This window comes from Leisingera daeponensis (genome assembly GCF_019801465.1).
Lineage (GTDB): Bacteria > Pseudomonadota > Alphaproteobacteria > Rhodobacterales > Rhodobacteraceae > Leisingera > Leisingera daeponensis_A.
The window spans coordinates 120088-144482 of record NZ_JAHVJA010000002.1; the positions used below are offsets into that span (position 1 = coordinate 120088).

Consider the following 24395-nt stretch of genomic DNA (forward strand, 5'->3'; position numbering starts at 1 on the left):
CTAGGCGCCGGTAAAGGCGTCCCACTCCTCTGCGCTCATTTCCACGAATTCCAGATCCGCCTCGTCACCGGGCTCGGACAGTGGCTGATCCGGCCAGATCATCCCGTAGGCTCGGCGGAACAGCGCCTCCAGTTCCCGGTCGCTGAACGGGTACTGCTGGCCCGCGAACTGGCTGATGCGGCCCTCCGGGCCGGCGATCAGGGAATCCAGCGCCAGGCGCAGCCAGTCCAGGTTGCCTTCCTTGTAAGCGCGCTTGTGCATGGCGCGGATGTCGGCGTCGAACTGGGACAGATCCGCCATCGGATCAGGCGCGTTCACTGCCCGGCCCATGGTCAGCAGCCGCGTGTAGCCTTCGATCAGTTCCTTGCGGATCTTCATGGGATCATGTTCCCCGGATTGCCATTGGTGTAGGTCTTGGTTTCATTGTCCCAGCCATCGGCGACCGGGTATTGCTGCATCATCACCCAGCGGCCCGGGATCTTGGCCGGAGCGGCGCCGTGGCGGGCCGTGTATTTCGCGACGTAGTCGGCGTTGTCCTGCGCCTTTTCCTCATCATGATGCGTGTTGGGAGCGGGATGATTGGTGGTCTCAGCCGGCAAAAGCTCCGGCTCCCAGATAAAGTTCACGTAGGCGCGGGTCAGCCCCTCGATCTCTTCGAAGGTTTCATAGGTCTTGTCCGGGATCGGCTCGCCGCTGTCGTCCAGCCGCACATGTTTCTTGTGGCCGATGTAAGCCTTGTCGATCGGGCGGCCGTGCTCGACGGTGAAATCGGCGTTTTCCTCCGGGTCTGCCAGCGGATCGCCGGTGAAGGTCATTTCCGTCTCGGTGATGTCGATGCCCTTGGCCAGTGCCGCCTGGGCGGCCAGTTCGCGCCCTGCGAGCCAGTCCTGCGGGCTGTGGAATTTGGAGGACGCCCCGGTGTAGGAGCGTTCGTCGTCGGAATGGGCGTTCGGAGGCTTGCCGGTCTTCAGGCGGGTGATCAGATCCTCGTCGCTGACGTCCGGGCCATGGCGGTCCAGCGAGTGGCCTGCATTGCTGCCCGCGCCATCCGCGGCCTCGCAGTCCAGCGCTGCGCTGGCGCAGAGCGCGCCGAGATCGGTTCTGATGCTGTCGAAATCAGTCCTGGCCTTGGCAAAGTCCGGTTTCCTGGCCTCACTTTCAGCGGCGGAGACCCTGTCCTCAAAAGGAACCAGCTTGTCCGGCCCGGTGCCTGCGCGCTTCAGCGCCTTGATGATCCCCTGCACCTGATAGCGGGCGGTGGCCATCGGCTTGGCCTCTGCCAGCAGCCTTTGGTGCGTATCGAGCATCAGGAAGGCGTCACCGTATTCCCTGTCATTGTCCGCCCGGTCCGTGGCGGTCTTCAGCGAGGCATCCAGTGCCGCTTCCGCCTCAGGCAGCTTCAGATACTTTTTGGCGCGGGCATGCTCCTTTCCGACCTTGGCAAGCTTGGCGCGGTAGTCGGTCATTTCCAGCATCAGATTCAGGTAGTCGGTGCCGTCCAGCACCGCCCGCAGGTCCGCCGTTGCCTTGACCGGATCGCCGCCGCGGGCGGTGAGTTCTGCCGCCTGGATCGCGCCGTCCAGCGTGCTGCGCAGATCCGCCGGATCGCCGGGCAGCGCAGCCAGCAGGTCCTGGGCGGCCTGGCGCAGGGCCAGATACTCCGGCACCGCCTGCAAAAGCGCCAGCGCCGCGGGTGCGGCCGCGACTGCCTGCGGGTAATTTGCGGCGGCAAGGGCATCGGCCACCGGCTTGTGGAAATCATACCCCGCCGCCGCTGGATGCTTGCGCAGGATCGCGTCCATTTCGCGGCGGCTGTCGGTGATGGCTTCCAGCTTGAACAGCAGATCGAGCTTGGCGTGGTGCTGCGGCGCGCCGGTGTCCATGTCGAAATTCCCGGCCTCGGCCAGCAGCCTGTGAGCATCCCAAGTGGCGTTGAGGTCGCTCAGCTCCGGCTCTTTCAGCACTTGCTTCAGCGCATCATAGCGTTTCTGCAGCGCCTTTAGGATCTGGGTCGAATAGCTTTGCCCCATGATCGCGGGATGCGCCTTGACCCAGGACTTCAGGTCCCTGAGCGCCCTTTTCGGATCATTGTCGCCTGCCGCCGCCTGCTTTGTCTGGGCGGCCAGCACAGCGGTGCGGAAGTCTGCATTTGACATCATCGACATGTCAAAGCCGCGCAGGAACTTGGCCAGTGCCGCGCGCTCTTTGGTGCCATAGGCAATGAGGGCGTTCAGTTTGGCCTCGGCCTCCGGGAACTTGCTGTCGGTATAGGCCAGTTTCTTGGCATCTTTCAGGTGGTCCCGGAAATCCCTGGCATCGCGCAGCTGGCTGCTGAGGATGTTCTGGCAGCGTTTGTGGTGATTGGCTTCGTAGCCGCACAGAAGATTGTCGAAACTGACGGCAGCAGCCAGGTGGTCCTCGGTATCAAGGCTGGACTTCCAGGCTTCCAGCGCGGCTTTGGCGCCATCGAAATCCCCCGCCTTCGAAAGCGCCGCCGCAGCAGCCATCTGTGCCGCGCGTGCCGTGGCGGCGGCTTCCTTGGCCGGATCTTCCATCCGCTTGATCAGCACAAGCGTGGCGCGGGTCCAGTTGTCGAAGAATACGCCATAGGCTTTGGCCCCCTCCGCCTTGACGGAGATGGCCTTGGCCTGCGTTTCCACCGCCCCAAAATCACCGTCCGAGACAGCCGCGGCCATGGCCTGCTGCGCGGCTTTGATCAGGGCTTCGAGATAGGTGAAGGCGCCCTGGTCGAGACTGCCGCGCTCCTCGGCAAATTTCTCCTCCGCGGCAGCCAGGGCGGCCTGCGCCTCGCCGCGGGCCGCGGCAATGGCCAATTGCGCGGCAATCTGATCCTTCAGGTCGCGGATTTCGCCGTCGATCTGTTCGAACGCCTCTGCCGCGGCGGCGCTGAGAATTTCCTTCTTCAGCGCCTTGCGTCCGCCCGCGAGGCTGCGCCGGGCCCCGGAACTGAGCGCCGCAGGAACGGATATCTTGCTCAGCTCCTCCAGCGCTGCGGCACGGCGCAGATCGAGTGCCGCATCCCCGGCTTCCGGCATGTCCGGCATGGACCAGGCCTTGACCGCATAAAAGCGTTCCGCCCATTGCCGGATGGCCGGGTTATTGGCAAGCGGATCGGGGGTGTTCGCCATATGTCACCTCGGCAGCAAATAAGGTCGGGCCTGAAAAACAAGAAAAAATGCTGATCTTGGCCCAGCATAGGCGGCGCCTTGTTTTCCGCGCAAGTCTCTTCTGACGCGGCGTCCCCCCTGTGCGCCGCTGCACATGCGGCAGATGGACAACGCGGGCGGACTGCTCTAACCGGATAATATGTCCACATATGATACCCGGGCCGCCGGCCAGCGGACGCCTCCGCGCATCTTCACTCTGATCCTGCTGGCAGGCTTGTCGGCGCTTGGCATGAACCTGCATCTGCCGTCGCTGGCGGGGATGGCCGACTACTATGCGGTCGACTACCGGGTAATGCAGCTGTCGGTGGCGCTGTACCTTGCGGGCAATGCGGTGGTGCAGATCTTCGTCGGGCCGATCTCCGACCAGATGGGGCGGCGGCCGGTCATTCTGGGCAGCATCGTGCTGTTCCTGCTGGCGACGCTTGGGTGCATCTATGCGCCGACCGCAGAGCTGTTCCTGATGTTCCGGGTGGCACAGACGGCGGTGGCCGCAACCATGGTGCTGAGCCGCGCCGCGGTGCGCGACATGTACGACACCAACGAGGCTGCCAGCATGATCGGCTATGTCACCATGGGCATGGCGGTTGTGCCGATGATCGGCCCGGCAATCGGCGGCTTCCTGGACCAGTGGATGGGCTGGACCGCCAATTTCTGGCTGCTGTTCCTGCTCGGTGCGGCAACGTTTTTCATCACCTTCACCGATTTCGGCGAGACCGCGCACAAAAGCGGCAAGACGCTGATGGCGCAATTCCGCGAATACCCGGAACTGCTGCGCTCGCCGCGGTTCTGGGGCTATTCCCTGTCCTCCGGCCTCGCCTCGGGCGCCTTCTTCGCCTATCTCGGCGGCGCGCCCTTTGTCGGCACCGAAGTCTACGGGCTGAGCACGGCGGAACTGGGCATCTACTTTTCTGCGCCGGCGGTGGGTTATTTTGCCGGCAACTTCCTCTCCGGCCGCTATTCCACCCGGCTCGGGATCAACCGAATGGTGCTGTGGGGCTGCGTCATCAATGGCGCCGGGGTGCTGCTGTCGCTGCTGATCGCGATGGCGGGCGCAGACACGGTGTGGACGTTTTTCGGCCTGATGTGCTTTGTCGGGCTGGGCAACGGCATGGCGATCCCCAATGCCACCGCGGGCGCCATTTCAGTGCGGCCGCATCTGGCGGGCACCGCCTCCGGCCTTAGCGGCGCCATCATGATCGGCGCGGGCGCCGCGCTCAGCGCCTTTGCAGGCATGCTGCTGGTGCCGGGGTCCACCGCGGTGCCGCTGCTGGCGATCATGTTCGGCACCGCCATGTGCGGGCTGGTGGCGATCCTGCTGGTGGTCCTGCGGGAGCGGCAGATCGGCGCATAGGACCAGAGGCGGGCTTGCGGGCGCAACTTTGCAATTATACCATTCGCAGGAATTGTATTTGCAAAGGCGCGCCCCATGGCCACCCAGAAACTATACGCCGGCGCCAAGCTGCGGGAGATGCGGCAGCGGCTGGAGCTGACGCAGAAGGATTTCGCCGCCAAGCTGGGCGTCTCGCTGCCCTATCTGAACCAGATGGAGAACAACAACCGCCCGGTGTCGACCACGGTGGTTCTGGCGCTGGCGCAGGAATTCGGCATGGATGTGACCGAGCTGAGCGCAGGCGACAGCGAACGGCTGGTGAGCGATATGCGCGAGGCGATGGCGGACCCGGTGTTTGCCGATGATGCGCCGCCGCTGGCGGACCTGCGGCTGACCGCCTCGAACGCCCCGGCGCTGGCGCGCGCCTTCCTGTCCTTGCACCGGGCCTACCGGCAGACCCACGAGCGGCTGGCCTCATTGGATGAGGCGCTGGGGCGGGAGGACGCCCGCATTCAAGCCTCCCCCTGGGAGGAGGTGCGCGATTTCTTTCATTACTGCGACAACTACATCGACGCGGTGGACCATGCGGCGGAACGCTTTGCCTCCACCAGCGACATCCGCGCCGCCGCCGTTGCCGAGCTGGAGCGCGGCGGCATCAAGGTGCGGCAGACCGAGATGGAAGGCCTGCGCCATTACGATGCCGAGGCGCAGGTGCTGCACCTCTCGAACCGCTCTGCGCCGCAGACGCAGCTCTTTCAGATGCTATTGCAGGTGGCGCTTTTGCGGCAGAATACGCTGCTGGAAGCCACCCTCGATTTTGCAAAGTTCCAGAGCGATGAGGCCCGCGCCATCGCCAAGATCGGCCTAGCCAACTACTTCGCGGGCGCGGCGCTGATGCCCTATACGCGGTTCCTGGAGGCGGCGCAGGCCTGCCGCCACGACCTGGAGCTGCTGGCGATCCGCTTCGGCGCCTCGATCGAGCAGATCGCGCACCGGCTGTCGACGATGCAGCGGCCCGGCGCCAAGGGCGTGCCGTTCTTTTTCGTGCGGGTGGATCAGGCGGGCACCATCACCAAGCGCCACTCGGCCACGCGGCTGCAGTTTGCCCGCTTTGGCGGCGCCTGCCCGCTGTGGAACGTGCACCGGGCGTTCGAGACCCCTGGCCGGTTCCTGCGGCAGCTGGCGGAAACGCCGGACGGGGTGCGCTATATCTCGCTGGCGCGGGATGTGTCCAAGCCCGGCGGCTCCTTCGGCGCGCCGGTGCGCCGCTATGCGATTGCGCTGGGATGCGAGGTGCGCCATGCGGATGCGCTGGTCTATGCCGACGGGCTGGATGTGAGCCAGGACAGCGCCTATGAGCCGATCGGCATCTCCTGCCGGATCTGCGAGCGCAAGGACTGCCACCAGCGTTCGGTGCCGCCGCTGGAGCGGCGCCTGACCATCAACACCGACCAGCGCGGCGTGCTGCCCTACGAGGTGAGCTGAGGCTGGCCGGCGGCAGCCGGCTGTCCTAAGTTCGGACCCATGGCTGCATTTGAACAACTGGTCCTGTCCGGCGGCGGCTGCCGCTGCTTCTGGCAGGGCGGCTTTCTGCATGTTGTGAAGGATGCGCTGCCGCTGCGGCCCGCCCGTGTGACCGGGGTTTCCGGCGGCGCGCTGACGCTGGCCGGGTTCCTGGCGGGGCGCGGCGAGCGGGTGCTGGCGGAGATGAAACAGGCGTTCCGGGCGACCGGCAGCAATATCGACTGGCACCGGCCGGACGCTGGCAGGGTGACACCGCATCAGCGGATTTATGACGAAGTGGTTGCCCGGTCGCTGGACGGCGGTGCGCAGAACCGGGTGGCGGCGGGGCCGCAGGCGCAGATCCTGCTGGGCCACCCGCCGTCCGGACGCTGGGCGCGCCTGAGCGGCAGCCTGGCCGCCCTTGCCTACGAGGCCGAGCTGCACCTGATCGGATCGCCGCATTTCAACTGGGCGGAGCGGCTGGGCGTTTCTTCCAGCCTGGCGGATGCCCGCGCCGCTGCGCGGGACGGCAGGCTGGCTGACCTGGTACGGTTCGCCGCCGCTATTCCGCCGGTGTTCGAGCCGCCGCTCTGGAAGGGCCGCGCGGTGATTGACGGCGGCATGGCGGACCAGGCGCCGATGCCGGAACCCGACAATGGCCGCACGCTGGTGCTGCTGACCCGCCGTTACAAGCGCCTGCCGGAAGTGGCGGGGCGGCGCTATGTCTGGCCTGCGGAAGAGGTGCCTGCCGACAAGATCGACTTCACCGACCCCGAAAAGATCCAGGCAACCTGGGACGCCGGGCTGGCCGCTGGTGAAGCGTTTTTGCGAAAAAGCGCGGCGGAGTGACAGCCATCACTGGCAAACGCGGCAACCTGCGCATTCGGGTGAGCGGAGGGATGGCGGCGCGGAACCTGGCTGCCGTTCAGCCGCGCAAGCGGTCCAGCAGGCGGAGCATCAGTGCGCGTTCTGCCTTGGCGGCCGCTTCCGGCGGCTGTTTAGGCTGCCCTGCCGGAGCCGGCTGCCACTGGCTCACACGGGCGGGCGCCGGATCTTCCTGCGGCGCCGGGACCGCGGTTTCCGCCCGGACCACATTCCGGATCGCTGCAAGGATTTCGGAATCGGAGGCCTCTGACGGCACCCCTTCGATCTCCTGCCACCGGCCCGGCTGATAGATCTGTCCCATTGGGTTACTCCTTCGCTCACTACGCCGCAGCTTCTGGTCTGAGAACAATTTCAGGCTGCAGTCTGTAGATAGGGCGCCCGGCCACAATTTTGACGAATTTGCCTTAAATTCATCAAAATTACCCGGTTTCGCGGGGAAGCTCCTCAACAGTTTGGCGGGATGCGCAAAACCGTTTCCGGCTCAGGATCAATACGGCGACCGCGAATCCCTGTGCTGGCGGCACGCAAATGGGACGGCCCGCGTGCGGGATGCGAAAAAGGGGGCGCTGCCGGCCCCCTTCCCCGCCGCGCCTAAAGGCGGCGTCATGCCTTGGACAGGATCCCCCAGATCTCGTCCTTCAGCGCGGCGCGCTGTTTGCGCATTTCGGTCTCGGCCTGTGCGCTGACCGGCTCCACATTGGTTTCCGCCCGGTGCACGGCGCGGTTCACCGCGTGGTAGTCTTCCGACAGCTTGGCGAAATGCGCGTTAGACTGCTTCAGCCGGCTCATCAGCGCCGCTTTTTCCGGGAATTCCTCGGCCAGTTCATGGGGGGTATTGGACACCTGCTCGCTCCTTCTTCCTAGGGTCGGTTGCAGGGTATTGCCTTCCCTGCCCCGCCGCTTTGACGCGGATCAAAAGATGAGCGCGGCGGGAGGGTTTTCGCAAAGAAACCGGCAGAAAAAAGCCGCCCGCACAAAGGGGAGGTGGCGGGCGGCTTGCTGGCAGCGCAACAGGATCAGCGTTGCGCCTGGCGCCAGTTCGGGTTGAACCACGGCTCTGCGTTCGACGACGGCAGGCGGCGGCCCAGGATGTGGTCGGAGGCTTTCTCGCCGGTCATGATCGAGGGACCGTTGAGATTACCGTTGGTGATGCGCGGGAAGATCGAGCTGTCAGCGACCCGCAGGCCCTCGACACCGATCACCCGGCATTCCGGGTCCACAACGGACATCGGGTCCTCAACGGCGCCCATCTTGCAGGTGCCGCAGGGGTGATAGGCGCTTTCCACATGCTCGCGGATAAAGCCGTTCAGCTCTTCGTCGGACTGCAGCGCGTCGCCGGGCTGGATCTCGTGCTTGACGAAGGGCTTCATCGCATCCTGGTTAAAGATCTCGCGCGTCAGGCGGATGCATTTGCGGAAGTCTTCCCAGTCCTTCTCGGTCGACATGTAGTTGAACAGGATCTTGGGCGCGTCCTTGGGGTCGCTCGAAGCCAGGGTGATCTCGCCGCGCGAGTCCGAGCGCATCGGGCCGACATGGGCCTGGAAGCCATGGCCCTCTGCCGCCGCCTGGCCGTCGTAGCGCACCGCGATGGGCAGGAAATGGTACATGATGTCCGGGTAATCGACGCCTTTGTCAGAACGGATAAAGGCCGCGCTTTCGAACTGGTTGGAGGCGCCGAGGCCGGTCTTGGTGAACAGCCACTGCGCCCCCACCCAGGCCTTGCCGAACAGGTTCCAGTATTTGAACAGGGTGATCGGTTGCTTGGAAGCGAACTGGAAGTAGAATTCCAGATGGTCCTGCAGGTTCTGGCCGACGCCGGGGCGGTCTGCGACCACTTCGATGCCGTGCTCTGCCAGATGTTTTGCCGGACCGATGCCGGACAGCATCAGCAGCTTGGGCGAGTTGATGGAGGACGCCGCCAGGATCACTTCCACGTTGGCGCGGATCACTTCGATCTTGCCGCCGCGCTCCACTTCGACGCCCACGGCGCGGCCCTCTTCGATCACCACTTTGCGGGCGAAGGCGCGGATCAGGTTGCAGTTGTCGCGCTTCAGGGCCGGCTTCAGATAGGCATTGGCCGCTGACCATCGCTGGCCCTTGTAGACGGTCATTTCCATCGGGCCGAAGCCCTCTTGCTGCTCGCCGTTGTAGTCATCGGTGACCGGATAGCCGGCCTGCTCGCCCGCCTTGACGAAGGCGTCGTGCAGCGGGTTGTCGCGGGGGCCGCGGGTCACATGCAGCGGGCCGTCCTTGCCGCGCCAGTCCGGGTCGCCGCCATGGCCGCGGTCATTCCAGGTTTCCATGCGCTTGAAATAGGGCAGCACATCGGCATAGTCCCAGCCCTGCGCGCCGCTTTCGGCCCAGTGCTTGTAGTCGCCCGCGTGGCCGCGCACGTAAACCATGCCGTTGATCGAGGAGGAGCCGCCGATCACCTTGCCGCGCGGAGTGACCAGTTCACGGCCGCCCAGATGTGGTTCCGGCTGGGATTTATAGCCCCAGTCATAGAGCGGCATGTTCATCGGGTAGCTGAGCGCCCCCGGCATCTGGATCAGCGGCCCTGCATCGGTGCCGCCATGTTCGATCACCAGGACCGATCGGCCGGCCTCGGACAGCCGGTAGGCCATTGCACAGCCGGCTGACCCGGCCCCGACAATCACATAATCCGCGTTCATTTCTTCTCTCCATCCGGCAGCCGGAAGATCTGGACTGCTGCCGTTTTCTTCAGATGGGGCGGGCGCACGCGGCGCCCTGCCCGGCCGTTGCTTTCAGGCGGGTGCCGATCAGAACGCCGCTTCGACGTCGCCCATGCGGACGTAGACCGACTTCACCTGGCTGAAGTGCTTGATCGCCTCTTTCGAGTTTTCACGGCCAACACCCGATGCCTTGACCCCGCCGAACGGTGCTTCGACCGGCGCGTCGTTGTAGGAGTTGATGAAGCAGCTGCCCGCCTCCAGCTGGCCGATCACCCGGTGGGCACGGCTGAAGTCGTTGGTGAAGACGCCGGCCGAGAGGCCGAACTCGGTGTCATTGGCGCGGGCGATCACCTCCTCCTCGGTGTCGAAGTCGAGGACGGACATCACCGGGCCGAAGATTTCCTCGCGCGCGATGGTCATATCGTCGGTCACATCGGCGAACACGGTGGGTTCGATGAAGAAGCCGTTCTTGTCTGCGCGCTTGCCGCCGCAGATCAGGCGGGCGCCCTCTTCCTTGCCTTTCTCGATGTAGCCCAGCACGATGTTCATCTGGTTCTCCGACACCATCGGGCCAAAGCTGGTGGCCTCATCCATCGGGTCTCCGATGATGGCGTTGCCGGTGCGCTCCGCCAGGCGGGCGAGGAACTTTTCCTTGATGCCCTTCTGCACGAAGACGCGGGTGCCGTTGGAGCAGACCTGGCCGGAAGAGTAGAAGTTGCCGTTGATGGCGCCGCCAACGGCGTTGTCGATGTCGGCGTCGTCGAAGATGATCAGCGGCGACTTGCCGCCCAGCTCCATGGTGACGTGCTTCATGCCCTCGGCGGCGGCGGCATAGACCTTCTTGCCGGTCGGCACCGAGCCGGTCAGCGAGACCTTGTCGACGCGCGGGTCGGTGACCAGCGCGCTGCCGACCTCGCCCATGCCCTGAACGACGTTGTAAAGCCCCGCAGGCAGGCCGGCCTCATGCAGGACCTCGGCCACTTTCAGGGCGCAGAGCGGCGTGGTTTCCGAGGGTTTGAACACCATCGAGTTGCCGCAGGCCAGCGCCGGGGCGCCTTTCCAGCAGGCGATCTGGGTCGGGTAGTTCCAGGCGCCGATGCCGACGCAGAGGCCCAGTGCCTCGCGCACGGTGTAGACCCAGTCCTCGCCCATCGGGATGTGCTCGCCGGTCAGCGAGGCGGCGAGGCCACCGAAGTATTCCAGCGCGTCGGCGCCGGAGGTGGCGTCAGCGACCAGGGTTTCCTGCAGCGGTTTGCCGGTGTCGTAGGTTTCCAGCACGCTGAGTTCATGGTTGCGCTCGCGCATGATGTCGGCGGCGCGGCGCAGAATGCGGCCGCGCTCGGTGCCGGTCATTTTGGCCCAGGCCTTCTGCGCGGCTTTGGCGGTGGACAGTGCCTGTTCGACGATCGCGGGCGTTGCGGCGTGGACGGTGGCGATCTGCTCACCGGTGGCGGCGTAGATCACCGGGATCGGGGTGCCAGAGGTATCCTCGACGTATTCGCCGTTGATGAAGTGGCTGGCCTTGGGCTGTGCGGGATGTGTCATGTTGCGTGTCTCCAGCGGGGGTCTTCAGCAGGGGGAGATGCTGAGTGGTTGCTAAGGTTATTCGCCGCGGGGAAAGCGTTTGCTTTCCTCGAGGTTGTCGAGATTCATGTGGTTGCGCATGTAGCGCTCGGAGGCCTTTTGCAGCGGCTGGTAATCCCAGGGGTAATAGCCGCCCTGGCGCAGCGCCTCGTAGACGACCCAGCGGCGGGCCTGGCTGGCGCGCACCTCTGCGTCGAAGATTTCCAGGTTCCAGCGGGCCTCTGACTTGGCGCGCAGGGTCTGCAGGGTGCCGGCATGGGCCGGGTCGTCTGCCAGGTTGGTCAGCTCGTGCGGGTCGGACTCCAGATCGAACAGCTGATCGGGGTCCAGCGCGCAGCGGTTGTACTTCCACTTGCCATAGCGCAGCGACACCAGCGGCGCATAAGACGCCTCCGCCGCGTATTCCACGGCAACAGGTTCGGTGCGTTCCGTTCCGTTGGCCAGCGGCACCAGGTTCTGGCCGTCGGTCCAGGGTTCAATTTCAGCCATATCGACACCGGCCAGCGCACCCAGTGTCGGGGTCACGTCCAGCGTGGACACAGGCGTTTCGATGAGGCCGGCGGGCAGATCCGGCGACGAGATCATCAGCGGCACGCGGGAGGAGCCCTCAAAGAAGCTCATCTTGAACCACAGGCCCCGCTCACCCAGCATGTCGCCGTGGTCGGAGACAAACAGGATGATCGCCTCCTGCCGGGTGGTTTCCAGCACGTTCAGGATTTCGCCGATCTTGTCGTCCAAGTAGGAGATATTGGCGAAGTAGGCGCGCCGGGAGCGTTTGATGTTTTCTTCGGTGATGTCGAAGCTGCGCCAGTCGTTGGCGTCGAAGATCCGCTTGGCGTGGGGGTCGTGGTCCTCGTAGTCCATCGCAGGAACTTCAGGCAGCAGGTGCTCGCAGTCCTCATAGAGGTCCCAGTACTTGCGGCGCGCCACATAGGGGTCGTGCGGATGGGTGAAGGAAACGGTCACGCACCAGGGGCGGTCGTCCAGCCCGCGCGACAGCTCATAGAGCTTGGCGGTGGCGTTGTAGGCGACCTCATCGTCGTATTCCATCTGGTTGGAGGTTTCCGCCACCCCTGCCCCGGTGACGCTGCCCATGTTGTGATACCACCAGTCGATGCGCTCGCCCGGTTTGCGGTAATCCGGGGTCCAGCCGAAATCGGCCGGGTAGATGTCGGTGGTCAGCCGGTCCTCGAACCCGTGCAGCTGGTCGGGGCCGACGAAATGCATCTTGCCGCTGAGGCAGGTGTAATAGCCCGCGCGGCGCAGGTGGTGGGCGTACGTGGGAATGTCGCTGCGGAACTCGGCGGCGTTGTCATAGACGCCGGTGCGCGAAGGCAGCTGGCCGGACATGAAGGAGGCGCGGCCCGGCGCGCAGAGCGGCGACGCGGTATAGGCGTTTTTGAATCGGGTGGAGCGTTCCGCCAGCTTCTTCAGGTTCGGCGCGTGCAGCCAGTCGGCCGGGCCGTCCGGGAAGAGTGTCCCATTCAACTGGTCAACCATCAGGATCAGGATATTCGGGGCACTCATCGCGGACCTCCCAGTTTAGGCGATGTATCTCTGCAAAGGCGCCCGGCAGGCCCGAGGGCACCGCCAGGCAGTTAGTGGCTGGACCGACTATTCGGGGAAACAGGGGTCCAGCCGGGAGACCGCCCTTAGTGGGCTGTCTTGATCTTTTCGAAGTCGAGCGTGTTTTCCTCGGGCGAGGCGTCGATGCTCATCACTTCGCTGCGCTTGGCGATCAGGATGTAGGCCAGGCAGGCCACATAGATGGCGATCACGATGGTGCCGATCCACTGGATCTGCAGCCACTGGCTCTGGAAGGCCAGGGTCAGGCCGAACAGCACAACCGCGTTGCCCAGGACATAGGGGATGGTGCCGAAGCGTTTGACGGTCAGGTTCAGGTTGTCGGTGTAGAGCCGGATCAGCGAGTCAAACGAGTTGATCACGAAGATGATGCCCACCGCGACCATCGAGACGTTGATCAGCAGCGTCGTTTCGATGCTGTTCAGGTGGTAATAGTACAGGACCGAGAACCACACGCCCAGCGGGATCGACGGGAACACCAGCAGCGCTGCCAGGACCTGCCAGGTCTTGAGGCCGCCGACAAAGCGCGAGGTGAACTGGCCGATCATGATCGACCAGGCGAACCACCAGAACAGGTAGAACTCGTGGTAGTCGGTCAGCGGCAGGACGAATTTGTGGATGTTGGCGAAATAGCCGCCAATGTTGGAAGCGGTGTCCGCGAAGGCGCCCAGCCCCATGCCGGCATAGGCCCACATGCCCAGGATCAGCGCCGCGAACAGCACGGTGGATCCGATTGACAGGATGCGGACGTATTTGATGTCGGTGGAGGAGAAGGCGGCAAACAGGATCACCAGGAAGGTGATGACATAGAAGGCCGGGATCACGGTTTCACCGTCGCCCATGAAGGTGGCGTAATACGGCAGGTAGATCAGGAACAGCGCGCCGGTGAAGGCGCAGGTGCCGATGATCACGATGTTGTTGATCCATTTCACCAGCGGGATTTCAAAGAACTTCACCCGCGGCTCGATCACGCAGAAATAGAAGGTCGTCAGGAAATAGAAGCCCCAGATCAGGAAGCCCCAGAAGCCGAACTCCAGCGCCAGCGGGTTGGTGAAGCCATAGGCCGGTTCCGCCGCGGTGTCCGCATAAAGCGGGAAGTCCCAGGCCAGCGGGAACATGATCAGGCCCACGTCCAGACCGGAGGTGAACAGGATTGCGATGAAGGTGAAAAGGTGAACCGGGGTCACGCCGACGTTGCGGACGTTCCACCACTTGATCACGCAGAACGCCACCAGCGCAAAGGCCAGCAGAATCCCGAACGAGATGATTGTTGTCATATGTCCCTCCCATTTCCGGGCGCAGCGCGCCCATAGACATGGAATGAGGACATAACACATGCGGCTGATCGGCCAAACGATTTTTTAAACAGCCATTCAAGTTTTCATTTCGCGCTAACAGGAGTTGAAACGGCCGCCCAATTGCCGCACAACTTTGTCATGAGCAGGAAACGCATCCGGGACATCCGCAACGAAGAGCTGATCGAAGCCACCATCGTCGCCGTGCACAAGCGGGGCTATGGGGTTGTAACCATGGCGGAAATCGCGCGGGAGGCCGGGGCATCCGCGGCCTCGATCAACTACTATTTCGGCTCCAAGGAGGGGCTGATGGAAGCCACCATGCTGCATCTTCTGGGCAAGTTGCGGCAGGCGATGAGCGCAGGCTATGCCACCGCGGGCAGTCCGCGGGAACGGCTTTATGCGGTGATGGATGCGAACTTTGCCGATGATCTGTACACCGTTCCCCAGTGCAGCATCTGGATGCAATTCTGGGCAAATGCGCCTTATTCGCCGCGGCTGAGCCGCCTGCACCGAATCAACCGGGCCCGGGTGCGCAGCCATTTCCTGGCCGAACTGAAGGCGCTTCTGCCGCCGCAACGGATCGAGACCGCGCGCCAAGCGCTGCAATGCTACATGGACGGGGTATGGCTGCAGGCGGCGCAATCCGAAGAGCCGCTGGATCCGGAAGCCGCGCGCGCCGCGGCGCACCGGGTGGTGGATCTGGTGATCCCCTGACGATGCAACCGGCACCGGGCCTGCCCTGCCAGGCATCCGCTGCCCCATGAAGCTACGGCCAAGGGAAGCACAGCATCCGCATACAGGAGTTCCGGGGTTTCGCCCGGACTTCCGGCCCGGCCGCAAGCAGCTATACCTTCCGTCAAAAGCTCTCCTGCCGTCACGGCGCCGGCTAGTGCCGGAGCAGGAAGGCCCTCTATAGCCCGAGGAGCATCCGTATCCCGGTCAAAGACCGGATGCGTTTCCGGCCGGCGTAAGTGCTCTTTTCCTGATCCTGGCTTCACGCCAGGAAATGAAGCTCACCGCCGCCAGGATCAGCCCGCCGCCGGAGATCACCCAGATGTCGGCCGGCTCGCCGAAGGCCAGCGCCCCCAGCAAGGTGGCCCACAGCAGCTGCAGGAAAGTGACCGGCTGGGTGACCGCCACGGGCGCCGCGGCAAAGGCCAGTGTCATGGTGTAGTGCCCTGCGGTGGCGAAACAGGCGACGCCGAACAGGATCGCAATTTCCGCCGGTGTCGGGGTCACCCAGGCCGCCAGGGCAAAGGGTGCGAGGCCGATGGTGACGAAGACCGACAGCATCGCCACCACCACCGCCGGACTGTTGCTGCCGACGGTAAACTTGGCGATCAGGTAGGAGGCGCCGAAGGAGATTGCGGTGAACAGCATGGCGATATGGCCGGGAGAAACTTCGCGGAAGCCGGGACGCAGGATGATCAGCGCTCCCACCAGGGCGACGGCGATGGCGGAGATGCGGCGGAAGGCCAGCTTTTCGCCCAGGAACAGCGCCGCACCAAGGGTGACATAGACTGGCGACAGGTAATTCATCGCGGTGACCTCGGCCAGCGGGATCTGGGTCATGGCGTAGAACCACAGGATCACCCCTGCGGTGTGCACCACGCCGCGGCCGGCGAACAGCGCCCAGAGCCGCGGGGTCAGATGCGCCTTGCGCAGCGCGCCGGCCATCGGGATCAGGAACACCAGCCCCAGCAGGTAGCGCAGAAAGGCGCTTTCTGCGGGCGGGATGCGGGTGCCGAGCGATTTGACAAGCGCCGTCACCGCCACGAAGCAGAGGCCGGTCACAACCATCCAGAACACGCCCTTGAGCGGGTTCTGCGTTTGCGGGACGGGGGCGGCGGTCTGGCTCATGACGGTCACAGAACACCCGTTCGGGCGGCGGCACAAGAGTTCACATGTGAATTATTTTTAGGCGGACAGCTTTCTGTCCGGAAACGCTAAGGCGTCACGGCAGCGGGATGAACTCCTGATCATCGCCCGGCGGCAGCTGGAAGCGGCCGTGCTGCCAGTCGCCCGCGGCCCAGGAGGCCTTCGCATCCTCGATCCGGTCGCGGGAGGAGGCGACGAAATTCCACCAGATGTAGCGCGGCCCGTTCAGCGTCTCGCCGCCCAACGCCATCAGCCGGGCACCCTCAGGCCCTGCGGTCACGGTGATCTCATCGCCGGGGCGGAACACCATCATGCGGCCCGCTTCAAAGGTCTCACCCGCGATCTCCACCGAGCCTTGCGTGACATAGAGCCCGCGGTCCTCGTGGTCGGAAGGCAGCGGCAGCTTGGCGCCCGGGTGCAGCACCACATCGGCATAAAAGGTTTCGGAATAGAGGGTTGCGGGGGCTTTCTCACCCCAGGCGGAGCCAAGGATCAGGCGCACGGTCTTGCCCTCGCCCTCCAGCACCGGCAACGCCTCCTTGCCGTGGTGCTCAAAAGCCGCCGGAACATCCTCGTGGCTGTCGGGGAGCGCGATCCAGGTCTGGATGCCGAACAGGCTGCTTTTGCCCTGGCGGGTGGCGGCGGAGGTGCGCTCGGAATGGGTGACGCCCTGCCCGGCCACCATCCAGTTCACCTCGCCCGGGTAGATCATCTGGTGGGTTCCGAGGGAGTCGCGGTGTTCGAATTCGCCCTGGTACAGGTAGGTGACGGTGCCGAGACCGATGTGGGGATGCGGGCGCACGTCGATGCCCTGGCCGGTCAGGAATTCGGCAGGCCCGGCCTGGTCGAAGAAGATGAACGGCCCGACCATCTGACGGCGCGGCGCGGGCAGCGCACGGCGGACCTCAAAGCCGCCGAGGTCGCGGGCGCGCGGGATGATCACCGTTTCGATCGACTCAAGATCACCCGCATCGGGGCATTGCGGTTCCAGTGCCGGATTCCAGCTCATATTTCCCTCCTGTCTGCTGTCATGGGGGAAAGGTAGGGCATTTCTGCGCAGGCGATAGGCTTGCCTGCTCAAAACGCCCTTCGTCACATCAGCAGCAGCTTGGCGGCAATGGCCCACATGGTGAGGCCGACGATGGCATCCAGCACCTGCCAGGCGCGCGGGCGGGCAAAGACCGGGGCCAGCAGGCTGGCGCCGTAGCCCAGCGAGAAGAAGAAGGTGAAGCTGGCGATGGCGGCCCCGGCGGCAAAGATCAGCGGCTGCGGATACTGGGCGGAAATCGAGCCCAGCAGCACCACTGTGTCAAGATAGACATGCGGGTTCAGCCAGGTGAGCGCCAGAACCGTGGCCAGCACCGGCAACAGGGCAGCGCCTGCGCCTTCCTCCGCCGCTTGCAGCGCCTCCCCGCCCTGCCAAGCGGACCGCAGGGCGCGGGCGCCGTACCAGACCAGGAAGGCCGCGCCGCCCCAGCGCATCGCCTGTTCGAACCAGGGCAGCGCCAGAGCCAGCGAGCCAAAGCCGAAGACGCCCGCGGTGATCAGCACCGCGTCGGAGCCGGCGCAGGTGAGGCAGATCCAGAACACATGCTGGCGCCGCAGCCCTTGGCGCAGGACAAAGGCGTTCTGGGCGCCGATCGCCATGATCAGGCTGAGGCCCAGAGCAAATCCGGCAAGCAGGCTGGGGGGCATGGGGGTCTCCTCGTATCCGTTTGAGGTTTGACTAACGGCCGCCCAAGCATTAATCCAGTTAAAGAGGTTTAGCCTAGATTAGAGATACTAATGAGAATGGATCCCAGCCAGCTGGCAGCGCTGAGCGCGGTGCTGCGCCTTGGCACGTTTGAGGCGGCGGCGCATGCCCTGACGGTGACGCCGTCGGCCATCTCGCAGCGGATCAAGGCGCTGGAGGACCGGACCGGCACCGCGCTGGTGCTGCGGGGCTCCCCCTGCACCGGCACCGCCGCAGGCTTGAGAATCGCCAAGCACGCGGAGGATATTGGCCTGCTGGAGGCGCAGCTGGCGCGGGAACTGGCGCTGGAGGCGGATCACGGCCCGGTGCGGCTGCGGATCGCGGTCAATGCCGACAGCCTGGCGAGCTGGTTCATCGGGGCGATGGCAGAGGTGGAGGGGGTGCTGTTCGACCTCCTGGTGGACGATCAGGACCACAGCGCGGAATGGCTGAAACGCGGTGAGGTTTCCGCCGCAGTCACCGCCAGCTCCAAGCCGGTGACCGGGTTCGATGCCCATCCGCTGGGCAGGCTCGACTATGTGGCCACCGCCAGCCCCGGGTTCATGGCGCGCTGGTTTCGTGATGGGGTGACAGCAGAGGCGGCGGCCCGCGCGCCCTGCCTGATCTTCAACGCGAAGGACAACCTCCAGCGGCTGTGGCTGGAGCGGAACGTGGCGGCGGGACTGGCGCCGCCTGCGCATTACCTGCCTTCGGCCCAGGCGTTCATTGATGCCTCTGCCGCCGGCTTGGGCTGGGGGATGAACCCGCTGGCGATGGTGGAACAGGACATCCGCTCCGGCCGGCTGGTGCCGCTGGTCCCAAAGACCACGCTGCCGGTGCCGCTGACCTGGCAGGTGGCGCGGGTGATGGCCCCGGCCCTTGCCGAAGTGACCCGCGCCGTGCAGAAATCAGCGAGACAGTATTTGACGCAAGACTGATCCGACGCGCATGAAGGCCCGCACTGATGCTTCACCGCCCGCCTGCCCCGCCGCCCTCTCTGCCCCGCAGCCTGGCGCTGCAGGTGGTGCTGCCGCGGGCGGCCGTGTTGCTGGGGTGGCTGGCGCTCAACCACTGGATCCGGCTGCCGGTACCGCTGGTGTTTGCGCTGATCTCGGCGGACGGGCTGTTCCTGCTGTGGCAGTCGCGCGCCCTTCTGCGCAGCGCTGACGCCCATGTGCAAAGCACCGGGGCCATGGCCCCGGTCTGGGGCGGCTACCTGCTGATGCTGTTTGCAGGGTTCGCAGCGCTGACGCAGTGGTGGGACGCGCTGCTGATCGCCCGCGCCATTGAGGAGCCGGCCTATGCCGAGCAGCGGCGGATGGAGCGCGAAGCGCTCTACAGCCTGAGCGTTTCCGGGGATGGCCGCTCGCTCCGCCTTCGCGGCGAGATCACTTATGGCCTGACCAAGCGGCTGCGGCGGCTGGCAGCGGACAATCCGAGCCTGGTGCAGGTGGATCTGGCCGGCCCCGGCGGCCTGATCGCCGAGGCCCGCGGTGCAGCGCAGCTGATCCGGCAAAGGGGCTGGGACACCCGTGCGGACGGGCTGTGCGCCTCCGCCTGCACGCTGGTTTTTGCCGCTGGCCGCCGGCGCACATTGGGGTCCGGCGGTCAACTGGGGTTTCACAGCTATACCCTGATGTTCGGCAGCGGCCTGCCGCAGGTCGATCTGCAGCGGGAACAGGAGAAGGACCGCGCCTTTCTGCTGGGTCAAGGGGTGAGCGCGGAGTTCGCCGCCAGGATCTTTGCGGTGCCGGGCACCGAACTGTGGCTGCCCGGAAGAGACGAGCTGCTCGGCGCGGGGCTGATTGGACCGGAACCGCAGTAAGGGGCGCTGCCCTCTCGGCCCACGGAGCCTCACCTCCGGCATATCTCCGGCCAAATGAAGCGGTCACGTAATTGCAAACGAAGAAGGCCCGCCGGAATGGCGGGCCTTGATGGGACAGGCCGGACCGCGGCTCAGAGCTGCGCCATGACTTCGTCGGTGGCCTCGAAGTTGGTGGTGACGCGCTGCACGTCGTCGTCATCCTCCAGCGCATCGACCAGCTTCATCAGTTTCTGCATGCCCTCCAGGTCCAGCTCGGTGGTGGTGGTCGGCTTCCAGACCAGCTTGGTCGACTCGGATTCGCCCAGCTCCGCTTCCAGCGCGTTCGACACATCGTTGAGGTCGCTGTCGGCGCAATAGATGATGTGGCCGTCCTCGGAGCTTTCGACATCCTCGGCGCCGGCTTCGATCGCTGCCATCATCACAGTGTCGGCGTCGCCGACGGAGGCCGGGTAGGTCACTTCGCCCTTGCGGTCGAACATGAAGCCGACCGAGCCGGTCTCGCCCAGGTTGCCGCCGTTCTTGGAGAAGGTCGAGCGCACGTTGGAGGCGGTGCGGTTCTTGTTGTCGGTCATCGCCTCGACGATCACCGCAACGCCGTTGGGCCCATAGCCCTCGTAGCGGATTTCATCGTAGTTCTCGGCGTCGCCGCCGATGGCCTTCTTGATGGCGCGTTCGATCACGTCCTTGGGAACGGATTGCGACTTGGCTTCCTTGACGGCCAGGCGCAGGCGCGGGTTCTTGTCGGGATCGGGGTCGCCCATCTTGGCGGCCACGGTGATCTCCTTGGCCAGCTTGGAAAACAGTTTCGACCGCGCCGCGTCCTGACGGCCCTTGCGGTGCTGAATGTTAGCCCATTTTGAATGGCCTGCCATGGTGCATCCTTGCTGCTGTAACTTTGAATTGGCGCCCATATAGCCCCGCAAGGCGGGGGCTTTCAAGCGCCCTGCCCTGCTTTGCCCTTGTTCCGCAGGGTTTCGGAGCTAAGCTGGCGCCATGACATATGATCAAGCCGTTTTGTTTGCGTTATTTGCTGCCGTCTTTGCCCTGCTGCTGTGGGGGCGTTTCCGCTATGACCTGGTTGCCTTTGCCGCGCTGATGGCGGGCGTGGTGCTGGGGGTGGTGCCCGCCACGGACGCCTTTGCCGGCTTCGGCCACCCGGCGACGCTGGTGGTGGCGCTGGTGCTGGTCGTCTCGGCCGGGCTGGTGCGGTCAGGCGCGGTGTTCCTGATCACCCGAACGCTGGTCGACAGCGCCCGCGGCCTCGGCGGCCATATCGCGCTGATGGGCGGAGTTGGCGCGGTGCTGTCGGCCTTCATGAACAATGTGGCCGCGCTGGCTCTGCTGATGCCGGTGGACATCCAGACCGCGCGCAAGGCAGGCCGCGCGCCGGGGCTGAGCCTGATGCCCTTGTCCTTTGCCACCATTCTGGGCGGCATGGTGACCCTGATCGGCACCCCCCCGAATATCATCATCGCCGCGATCCGCGGCGAGACCCTGGGCGAGCCGTTCCGGATGTTCGACTTTGCCCCGGTGGGGGGGCTGGCTGCGCTTGCGGGCCTTGCCTTTGTGGCGCTCGTCGGCTGGCGGCTGATCCCAGCGCGGAAAAACGCGGCAGGCGCGTCGGAGGCGCAGCTGGCGCCTTATATTGCCGAACTGACGGTGGGCGAAGGATCGGAGCTGATCGGCAAGCGGCTGGGGGAACTGGACGAGGAAGCCGAGAAAGCGGATGTCGCCATCCTGGGCCTGATCCGGGACGGCAAGCGGCGTTACGGACGGGCCACCGCGGCGCTGCTGCGGGCCAGCGATACGCTGGTGATCGAGGCCGAACCGGAAGCGCTGGACGAGTTCCGCAGCGCGCTGAAGCTGGAGTTCGCCGATGCGGCCCGGCAGGAGAAGCTGACGGCGGCGGGCGAAGGGCTGGAGCTGACGGAGCTGGTGGTGCCCGAAACCGCCCGCATTCGGGGCCGGACGGCGCAGTCCATCGGCCTTGCCTGGCGCCAGAGCGCGGTGCTGCTTGGGATTTCCCGCCAGGGCACCCGGATCACCCGCCATATCCGCCAGACCGAAGTTCAGGCCGGCGACATCCTGCTGCTGCTGACCCCCCGCGGGCGCAGCGCCGATGTGGCCGAGTGGCTGGGTTGCCTGCCTCTGGCCGAGCGCGGACTGGCCGTGACCGCCAATGACAAAACCTGGGCCGCCATCGGCTTGTTTGCCGCCGCGGTGCTGGCCGCGTCGCTGGGGCTGATCTATTTGCCGGTCGCGCTGGGGCTGGTGGCCATCGGATATGTGCTGCTGAAAATCCTGCCGGTGGCGGAGATCTATGACCATGTGGAATGGCCGGTGGTGGTGCTGCTGGGGTCGATGATCCCGCTGGGGGCGGCGCTCGACAGTTCCGGCGGCACCGCGCTGATAGCGAACGCGCTGACGGGGCTGACAGCGGGTCTGCCTGCCTGGGCGGTGCTGACGGTGCTGATGGTGGTCACGATGACGCTGTCGGATGTGCTGAACAACACCGCAACCGCGATTGTGGCGGCGCCGGTGGGCATTCAGATGGCGGAGACGCTGGATGTCTCCCCCGACCCGTTCCTGATGGCGGTGGCGGTTGCCGCCTCCGCCGCGTTCCTGACGCCCATCGGCCATAAGAACAATACGCTGGTGCTGGGGCCGGGCGGCTACCATTTCGGGGATTACTGGCGCATGGGCCTGCCGCTGGAGGCGCTGGTCATCGCTGTTTCCATCCCGGCCATTCTGGTGTTCTGGCCGCTTTAACTGCCTGCCGCCGGAACCGCAGCGGACGGCCGCAGATGCCCCTTATCGCGGCTGATCCTGATACGCCGGCAGCGCGCGCGCCGCGCCGCTGGTCTGCACCTGGGACACCAGGGCAATCGCTGTCGAGCCTGCCAGGACAACGAACAAGAACGCTTTTCTGAAACTCATGGCCTTTGACCTTATGAAGAACCTGCTCTTCCTCATATGGGCGGCACTTTAACATTTTCATGTAACCGTGGCTTTTGAAGGCGGATTTTTGCCGGCCGCACCGGCTTTCCGCCTGCTCAGAGCGGCCAGAGGAAGGGGATTATCAGAGAGGCAACCATGCCGACCGTGAGGTTCAGCGGGATGCCGACACGGAGGAAGTCGGTGAATTTGTAGCCGCCGGGGCCGTAGACCAGCGTGTTGGTCTGATAGCCGATCGGCGTGGCGAAGGACGCCGAGGCCGCGACCATAACCGCCACCACCAGGGGGCGCGGGTCCACCCCCATCGCCTGGGCCAGGCCGATGGCTATCGGGGTGACAACCACTGCAACAGCGTTGTTTGACACCAGCTCCGTCAGCACCGAAGTCAGCAGGTAGACCGCCCAGACCAGCAGGAACGGCGGCAGCATCGACAGCGCCGGGGCGATGGCGTTGACAATCAGGCTGACGGCGCCGGAGCTTTCCAGCGCCGCGCCGATGGCCAGCATGGCGAAGATCAGGGCCAGAAGCCGCCCGTCGACAAATGAAAACGCCTCGTCCGCATCGATGCAGCGGGTGATGAAGACCAGCGACACCATCAGCAGGGACAGCATCAGAATCGGCGCGACGCCCAAGGCGGCCAGCAGCACGATGCCGAGCAGCGCGGCAACGGCGATCGGCGCATGACTGCGGCGGTAGGCGCGCTGTGTCGGCTGCGACACGTCAGCCAGGTCCATATCGGAGGCCAGCCGCTGGATATCGGCAGGCGCGCCCTCCAGCAGCAGGGTATCGCCGATGCGCACGACCAGGTCATCGAGCTGAACGCCAATGTTCTGGTTCCGCCGGTGCACCGCCAGCGTATAGACGCCGTAGCGGCGGCGCAGGCGCATGGCGCCGAGGCTGCGGCCCACCATGCGGCAGCCGGGGGTGATCAGCACCTCGACGGTCTGGGTTTCCACCGCGGAAACCTGATCGACCCGCTTTAGCTCCTTGTTCGACTGCAGGCTCAGAAGCTCGGTCATCCTGGTCCGCAGCACCACCCGGTCGCCGACCTGAAGCTCCACCCCCTCGAGGTTGCGGCGCAGCGAGGCATCGCCGCGGATCACGTCGATCAGCCGCACGCCAGGGCGCTTGAACAGCTGCACACCGGTCACCTCGCGGCCGATGAGGTTGCTTTCCGGCGGGATCACCGCCTCGGTGAAGAATTTCATCTTCGACTTATCGCTGAGCATCGCCGCCATGCTGTCACGCTCCGGCAGCAGCCGCGGCGCGATGAAGCGCAGATAGACCATGCCGTAGGCGACCAGGATCAGGCCCAGCGGGGTGACCTCGAAAATGGTGAAGGGCTGCAAGCCTTGGGCCCGTGCCACACCGTCCACCAGCAGGTTGGTCGAGGTGCCGATCAGCGTCAGCGTGCCGCCCAGGATTGCCGCGTAACTCAGCGGGATCAGCATCTTGGAAGCGGAGACATTCAGGGTCCGGGCAATCTGGATGAAGACCGGGATCATCACCACAACGACCGGCGTGTTGGAGACCACGGCTGAGGCCGTCACGACAAAGGCCATCAGCAGGGCGATGGCGAGCTTGGGGCTCACCTCCGCCTGCTTCTTGGCAATCTGGGTGAAGGCGTCCAGCGCGCCGGTGCGCACCAGCGCCCCCATGATGATGAACATCGCCGCAATGGTCCAGGGCGCCGGGTTGGCAAGCACCGGCAGCGCCTCATCATAGGGCAGTACGCCGGTTGCCAGCATCGCCGCAACGCCGGTGAGCGCCACGACTTCGGTCGGGTAGGTTTCCCGCAGGAACGCCACGAACATGGCCAGGACAATTGCCAGCGCCAGAAACGCGCTGCCGGTATCACCAAATTGGAAGTACTGCATATGCCGTGGTATTGCCCATATTGTTCAAGGCGGAGCCCGCGCCCCGCCATCGCGCAGTTTCCC

At 65.1% G+C, this 24395-nt stretch carries 21 protein-coding genes; 7 read left to right on the top strand and 14 right to left on the bottom strand.

Translation table 11 applies throughout. The features are described from left to right. Together KUV26_RS05340 and KUV26_RS05345 are read right to left on the bottom strand one after the other, a co-directional pair. Positions 1-378: a hypothetical protein gene (locus tag KUV26_RS05340; RefSeq protein ID WP_222507607.1), complete on the bottom strand. Its 378-nt coding sequence runs from the start codon at positions 376-378 to the stop codon at positions 1-3. Next, positions 375-3149, bottom strand: coding sequence for a hypothetical protein (locus tag KUV26_RS05345; RefSeq protein WP_222507608.1), 2775 nt, complete (start codon positions 3147-3149; stop codon positions 375-377). The genes KUV26_RS05340 and KUV26_RS05345 overlap by 4 nt, the downstream gene beginning before the upstream one ends. Positions 3150-3327: 178 nt before the next feature. On the opposite strand from KUV26_RS05345, the gene KUV26_RS05350 reads away from it, so the two are divergent. The 3 genes from KUV26_RS05350 to KUV26_RS05360 all read left to right on the top strand — a co-directional run bounded on the left by KUV26_RS05350 (position 3328) and on the right by KUV26_RS05360 (position 6870). Then, complete coding sequence (locus KUV26_RS05350) at positions 3328-4539, top strand: multidrug effflux MFS transporter (RefSeq protein WP_222502793.1); 1212 nt, start codon at positions 3328-3330, stop codon at positions 4537-4539. A gap of 75 nt (positions 4540-4614) precedes the next feature. Further along, a complete protein-coding gene (locus tag KUV26_RS05355; RefSeq protein WP_222507609.1) occupies positions 4615-6003 on the top strand; it encodes a short-chain fatty acyl-CoA regulator family protein in 1389 nt (462 codons plus the stop codon). A 39-nt stretch (positions 6004-6042) separates the two neighbouring features. Then, positions 6043-6870 carry a patatin-like phospholipase family protein gene (locus KUV26_RS05360; RefSeq protein WP_222507610.1) on the top strand — a complete coding sequence of 276 codons (828 nt, stop codon included), beginning with the start codon at positions 6043-6045 and terminating at the stop codon, positions 6868-6870. 76 nt (positions 6871-6946) lie between these two features. Here KUV26_RS05360 and KUV26_RS05365 read toward each other — a convergent pair whose 3' ends face one another. The 6 genes from KUV26_RS05365 to KUV26_RS05390 all read right to left on the bottom strand — a co-directional run bounded on the left by KUV26_RS05365 (position 6947) and on the right by KUV26_RS05390 (position 14044). After that, positions 6947-7207 (bottom strand): hypothetical protein, encoded by a 261-nt coding sequence (locus tag KUV26_RS05365; protein WP_222507611.1) that lies wholly within the window; start codon positions 7205-7207, stop codon positions 6947-6949. A gap of 302 nt (positions 7208-7509) precedes the next feature. Beyond that, entirely contained in the window at positions 7510-7749 is a 240-nt protein-coding gene (locus tag KUV26_RS05370) for a YdcH family protein (RefSeq protein WP_222507612.1), read from the bottom strand. 173 nt (positions 7750-7922) lie between these two features. Continuing rightward, positions 7923-9578, bottom strand: coding sequence for a choline dehydrogenase (betA, locus tag KUV26_RS05375; RefSeq protein ID WP_222502788.1), 1656 nt, complete (start codon positions 9576-9578; stop codon positions 7923-7925). 108 nt (positions 9579-9686) lie between these two features. Continuing rightward, positions 9687-11144, bottom strand: coding sequence for a betaine-aldehyde dehydrogenase (gene betB / locus KUV26_RS05380; RefSeq protein ID WP_222507613.1), 1458 nt, complete (start codon positions 11142-11144; stop codon positions 9687-9689). A 57-nt stretch (positions 11145-11201) separates the two neighbouring features. Then, positions 11202-12710 (bottom strand): choline-sulfatase, encoded by a 1509-nt coding sequence (gene betC / locus KUV26_RS05385; RefSeq protein WP_222507614.1) that lies wholly within the window; start codon positions 12708-12710, stop codon positions 11202-11204. 125 nt (positions 12711-12835) lie between these two features. Then, complete coding sequence (locus KUV26_RS05390; protein WP_222502785.1) at positions 12836-14044, bottom strand: BCCT family transporter; 1209 nt, start codon at positions 14042-14044, stop codon at positions 12836-12838. 159 nt (positions 14045-14203) lie between these two features. Between KUV26_RS05390 and betI the strand changes: the two genes are divergently transcribed. Continuing rightward, positions 14204-14779 carry a choline-responsive transcriptional repressor BetI gene (betI, locus tag KUV26_RS05395; protein WP_222507615.1) on the top strand — a complete coding sequence of 192 codons (576 nt, stop codon included), beginning with the start codon at positions 14204-14206 and terminating at the stop codon, positions 14777-14779. A 225-nt stretch (positions 14780-15004) separates the two neighbouring features. On the opposite strand, the gene KUV26_RS05400 is transcribed toward betI, so the two are convergent. From KUV26_RS05400 to KUV26_RS05410, 3 genes are all read right to left on the bottom strand, one after another. After that, on the bottom strand, positions 15005-15925 hold the full coding sequence (locus KUV26_RS05400) for a DMT family transporter (RefSeq protein ID WP_261398545.1): 921 nt from the start codon (positions 15923-15925) through the stop codon (positions 15005-15007). Between the two features lie 94 nt (positions 15926-16019). After that, positions 16020-16952 carry a pirin family protein gene (locus tag KUV26_RS05405; RefSeq protein WP_222507616.1) on the bottom strand — a complete coding sequence of 311 codons (933 nt, stop codon included), beginning with the start codon at positions 16950-16952 and terminating at the stop codon, positions 16020-16022. Between the two features lie 83 nt (positions 16953-17035). Next, entirely contained in the window at positions 17036-17638 is a 603-nt protein-coding gene (locus KUV26_RS05410; RefSeq protein ID WP_222507617.1) for a LysE/ArgO family amino acid transporter, read from the bottom strand. Positions 17639-17728: 90 nt separating this feature from the next. On the opposite strand from KUV26_RS05410, the gene KUV26_RS05415 reads away from it, so the two are divergent. Beyond that, positions 17729-18613, top strand: coding sequence for a LysR family transcriptional regulator ArgP (locus KUV26_RS05415; RefSeq protein WP_222507618.1), 885 nt, complete (start codon positions 17729-17731; stop codon positions 18611-18613). 26 nt (positions 18614-18639) lie between these two features. Further along, positions 18640-19500, top strand: coding sequence for a hypothetical protein (locus tag KUV26_RS05420; RefSeq protein ID WP_222502780.1), 861 nt, complete (start codon positions 18640-18642; stop codon positions 19498-19500). Positions 19501-19631: 131 nt separating this feature from the next. On the opposite strand, the gene KUV26_RS05425 is transcribed toward KUV26_RS05420, so the two are convergent. After that, positions 19632-20372 (bottom strand): YebC/PmpR family DNA-binding transcriptional regulator, encoded by a 741-nt coding sequence (locus tag KUV26_RS05425; RefSeq protein ID WP_222502779.1) that lies wholly within the window; start codon positions 20370-20372, stop codon positions 19632-19634. Positions 20373-20493: 121 nt separating this feature from the next. Between KUV26_RS05425 and KUV26_RS05430 the strand changes: the two genes are divergently transcribed. Next, positions 20494-22269, top strand: a complete 1776-nt coding sequence (locus KUV26_RS05430; RefSeq protein WP_222507619.1) for an SLC13 family permease — start codon at positions 20494-20496, stop codon at positions 22267-22269. A gap of 42 nt (positions 22270-22311) precedes the next feature. Here the strand turns inward: KUV26_RS05430 and KUV26_RS23545 are convergent, their stop codons facing one another. Both KUV26_RS23545 and KUV26_RS05435 read right to left on the bottom strand, forming a co-directional pair. Further along, positions 22312-22437 (bottom strand): hypothetical protein, encoded by a 126-nt coding sequence (locus tag KUV26_RS23545; RefSeq protein ID WP_261399751.1) that lies wholly within the window; start codon positions 22435-22437, stop codon positions 22312-22314. 116 nt (positions 22438-22553) lie between these two features. Then, complete coding sequence (locus KUV26_RS05435; RefSeq protein ID WP_222502776.1) at positions 22554-24332, bottom strand: SLC13 family permease; 1779 nt, start codon at positions 24330-24332, stop codon at positions 22554-22556. Positions 24333-24395: the final 63 nt, after the last annotated feature.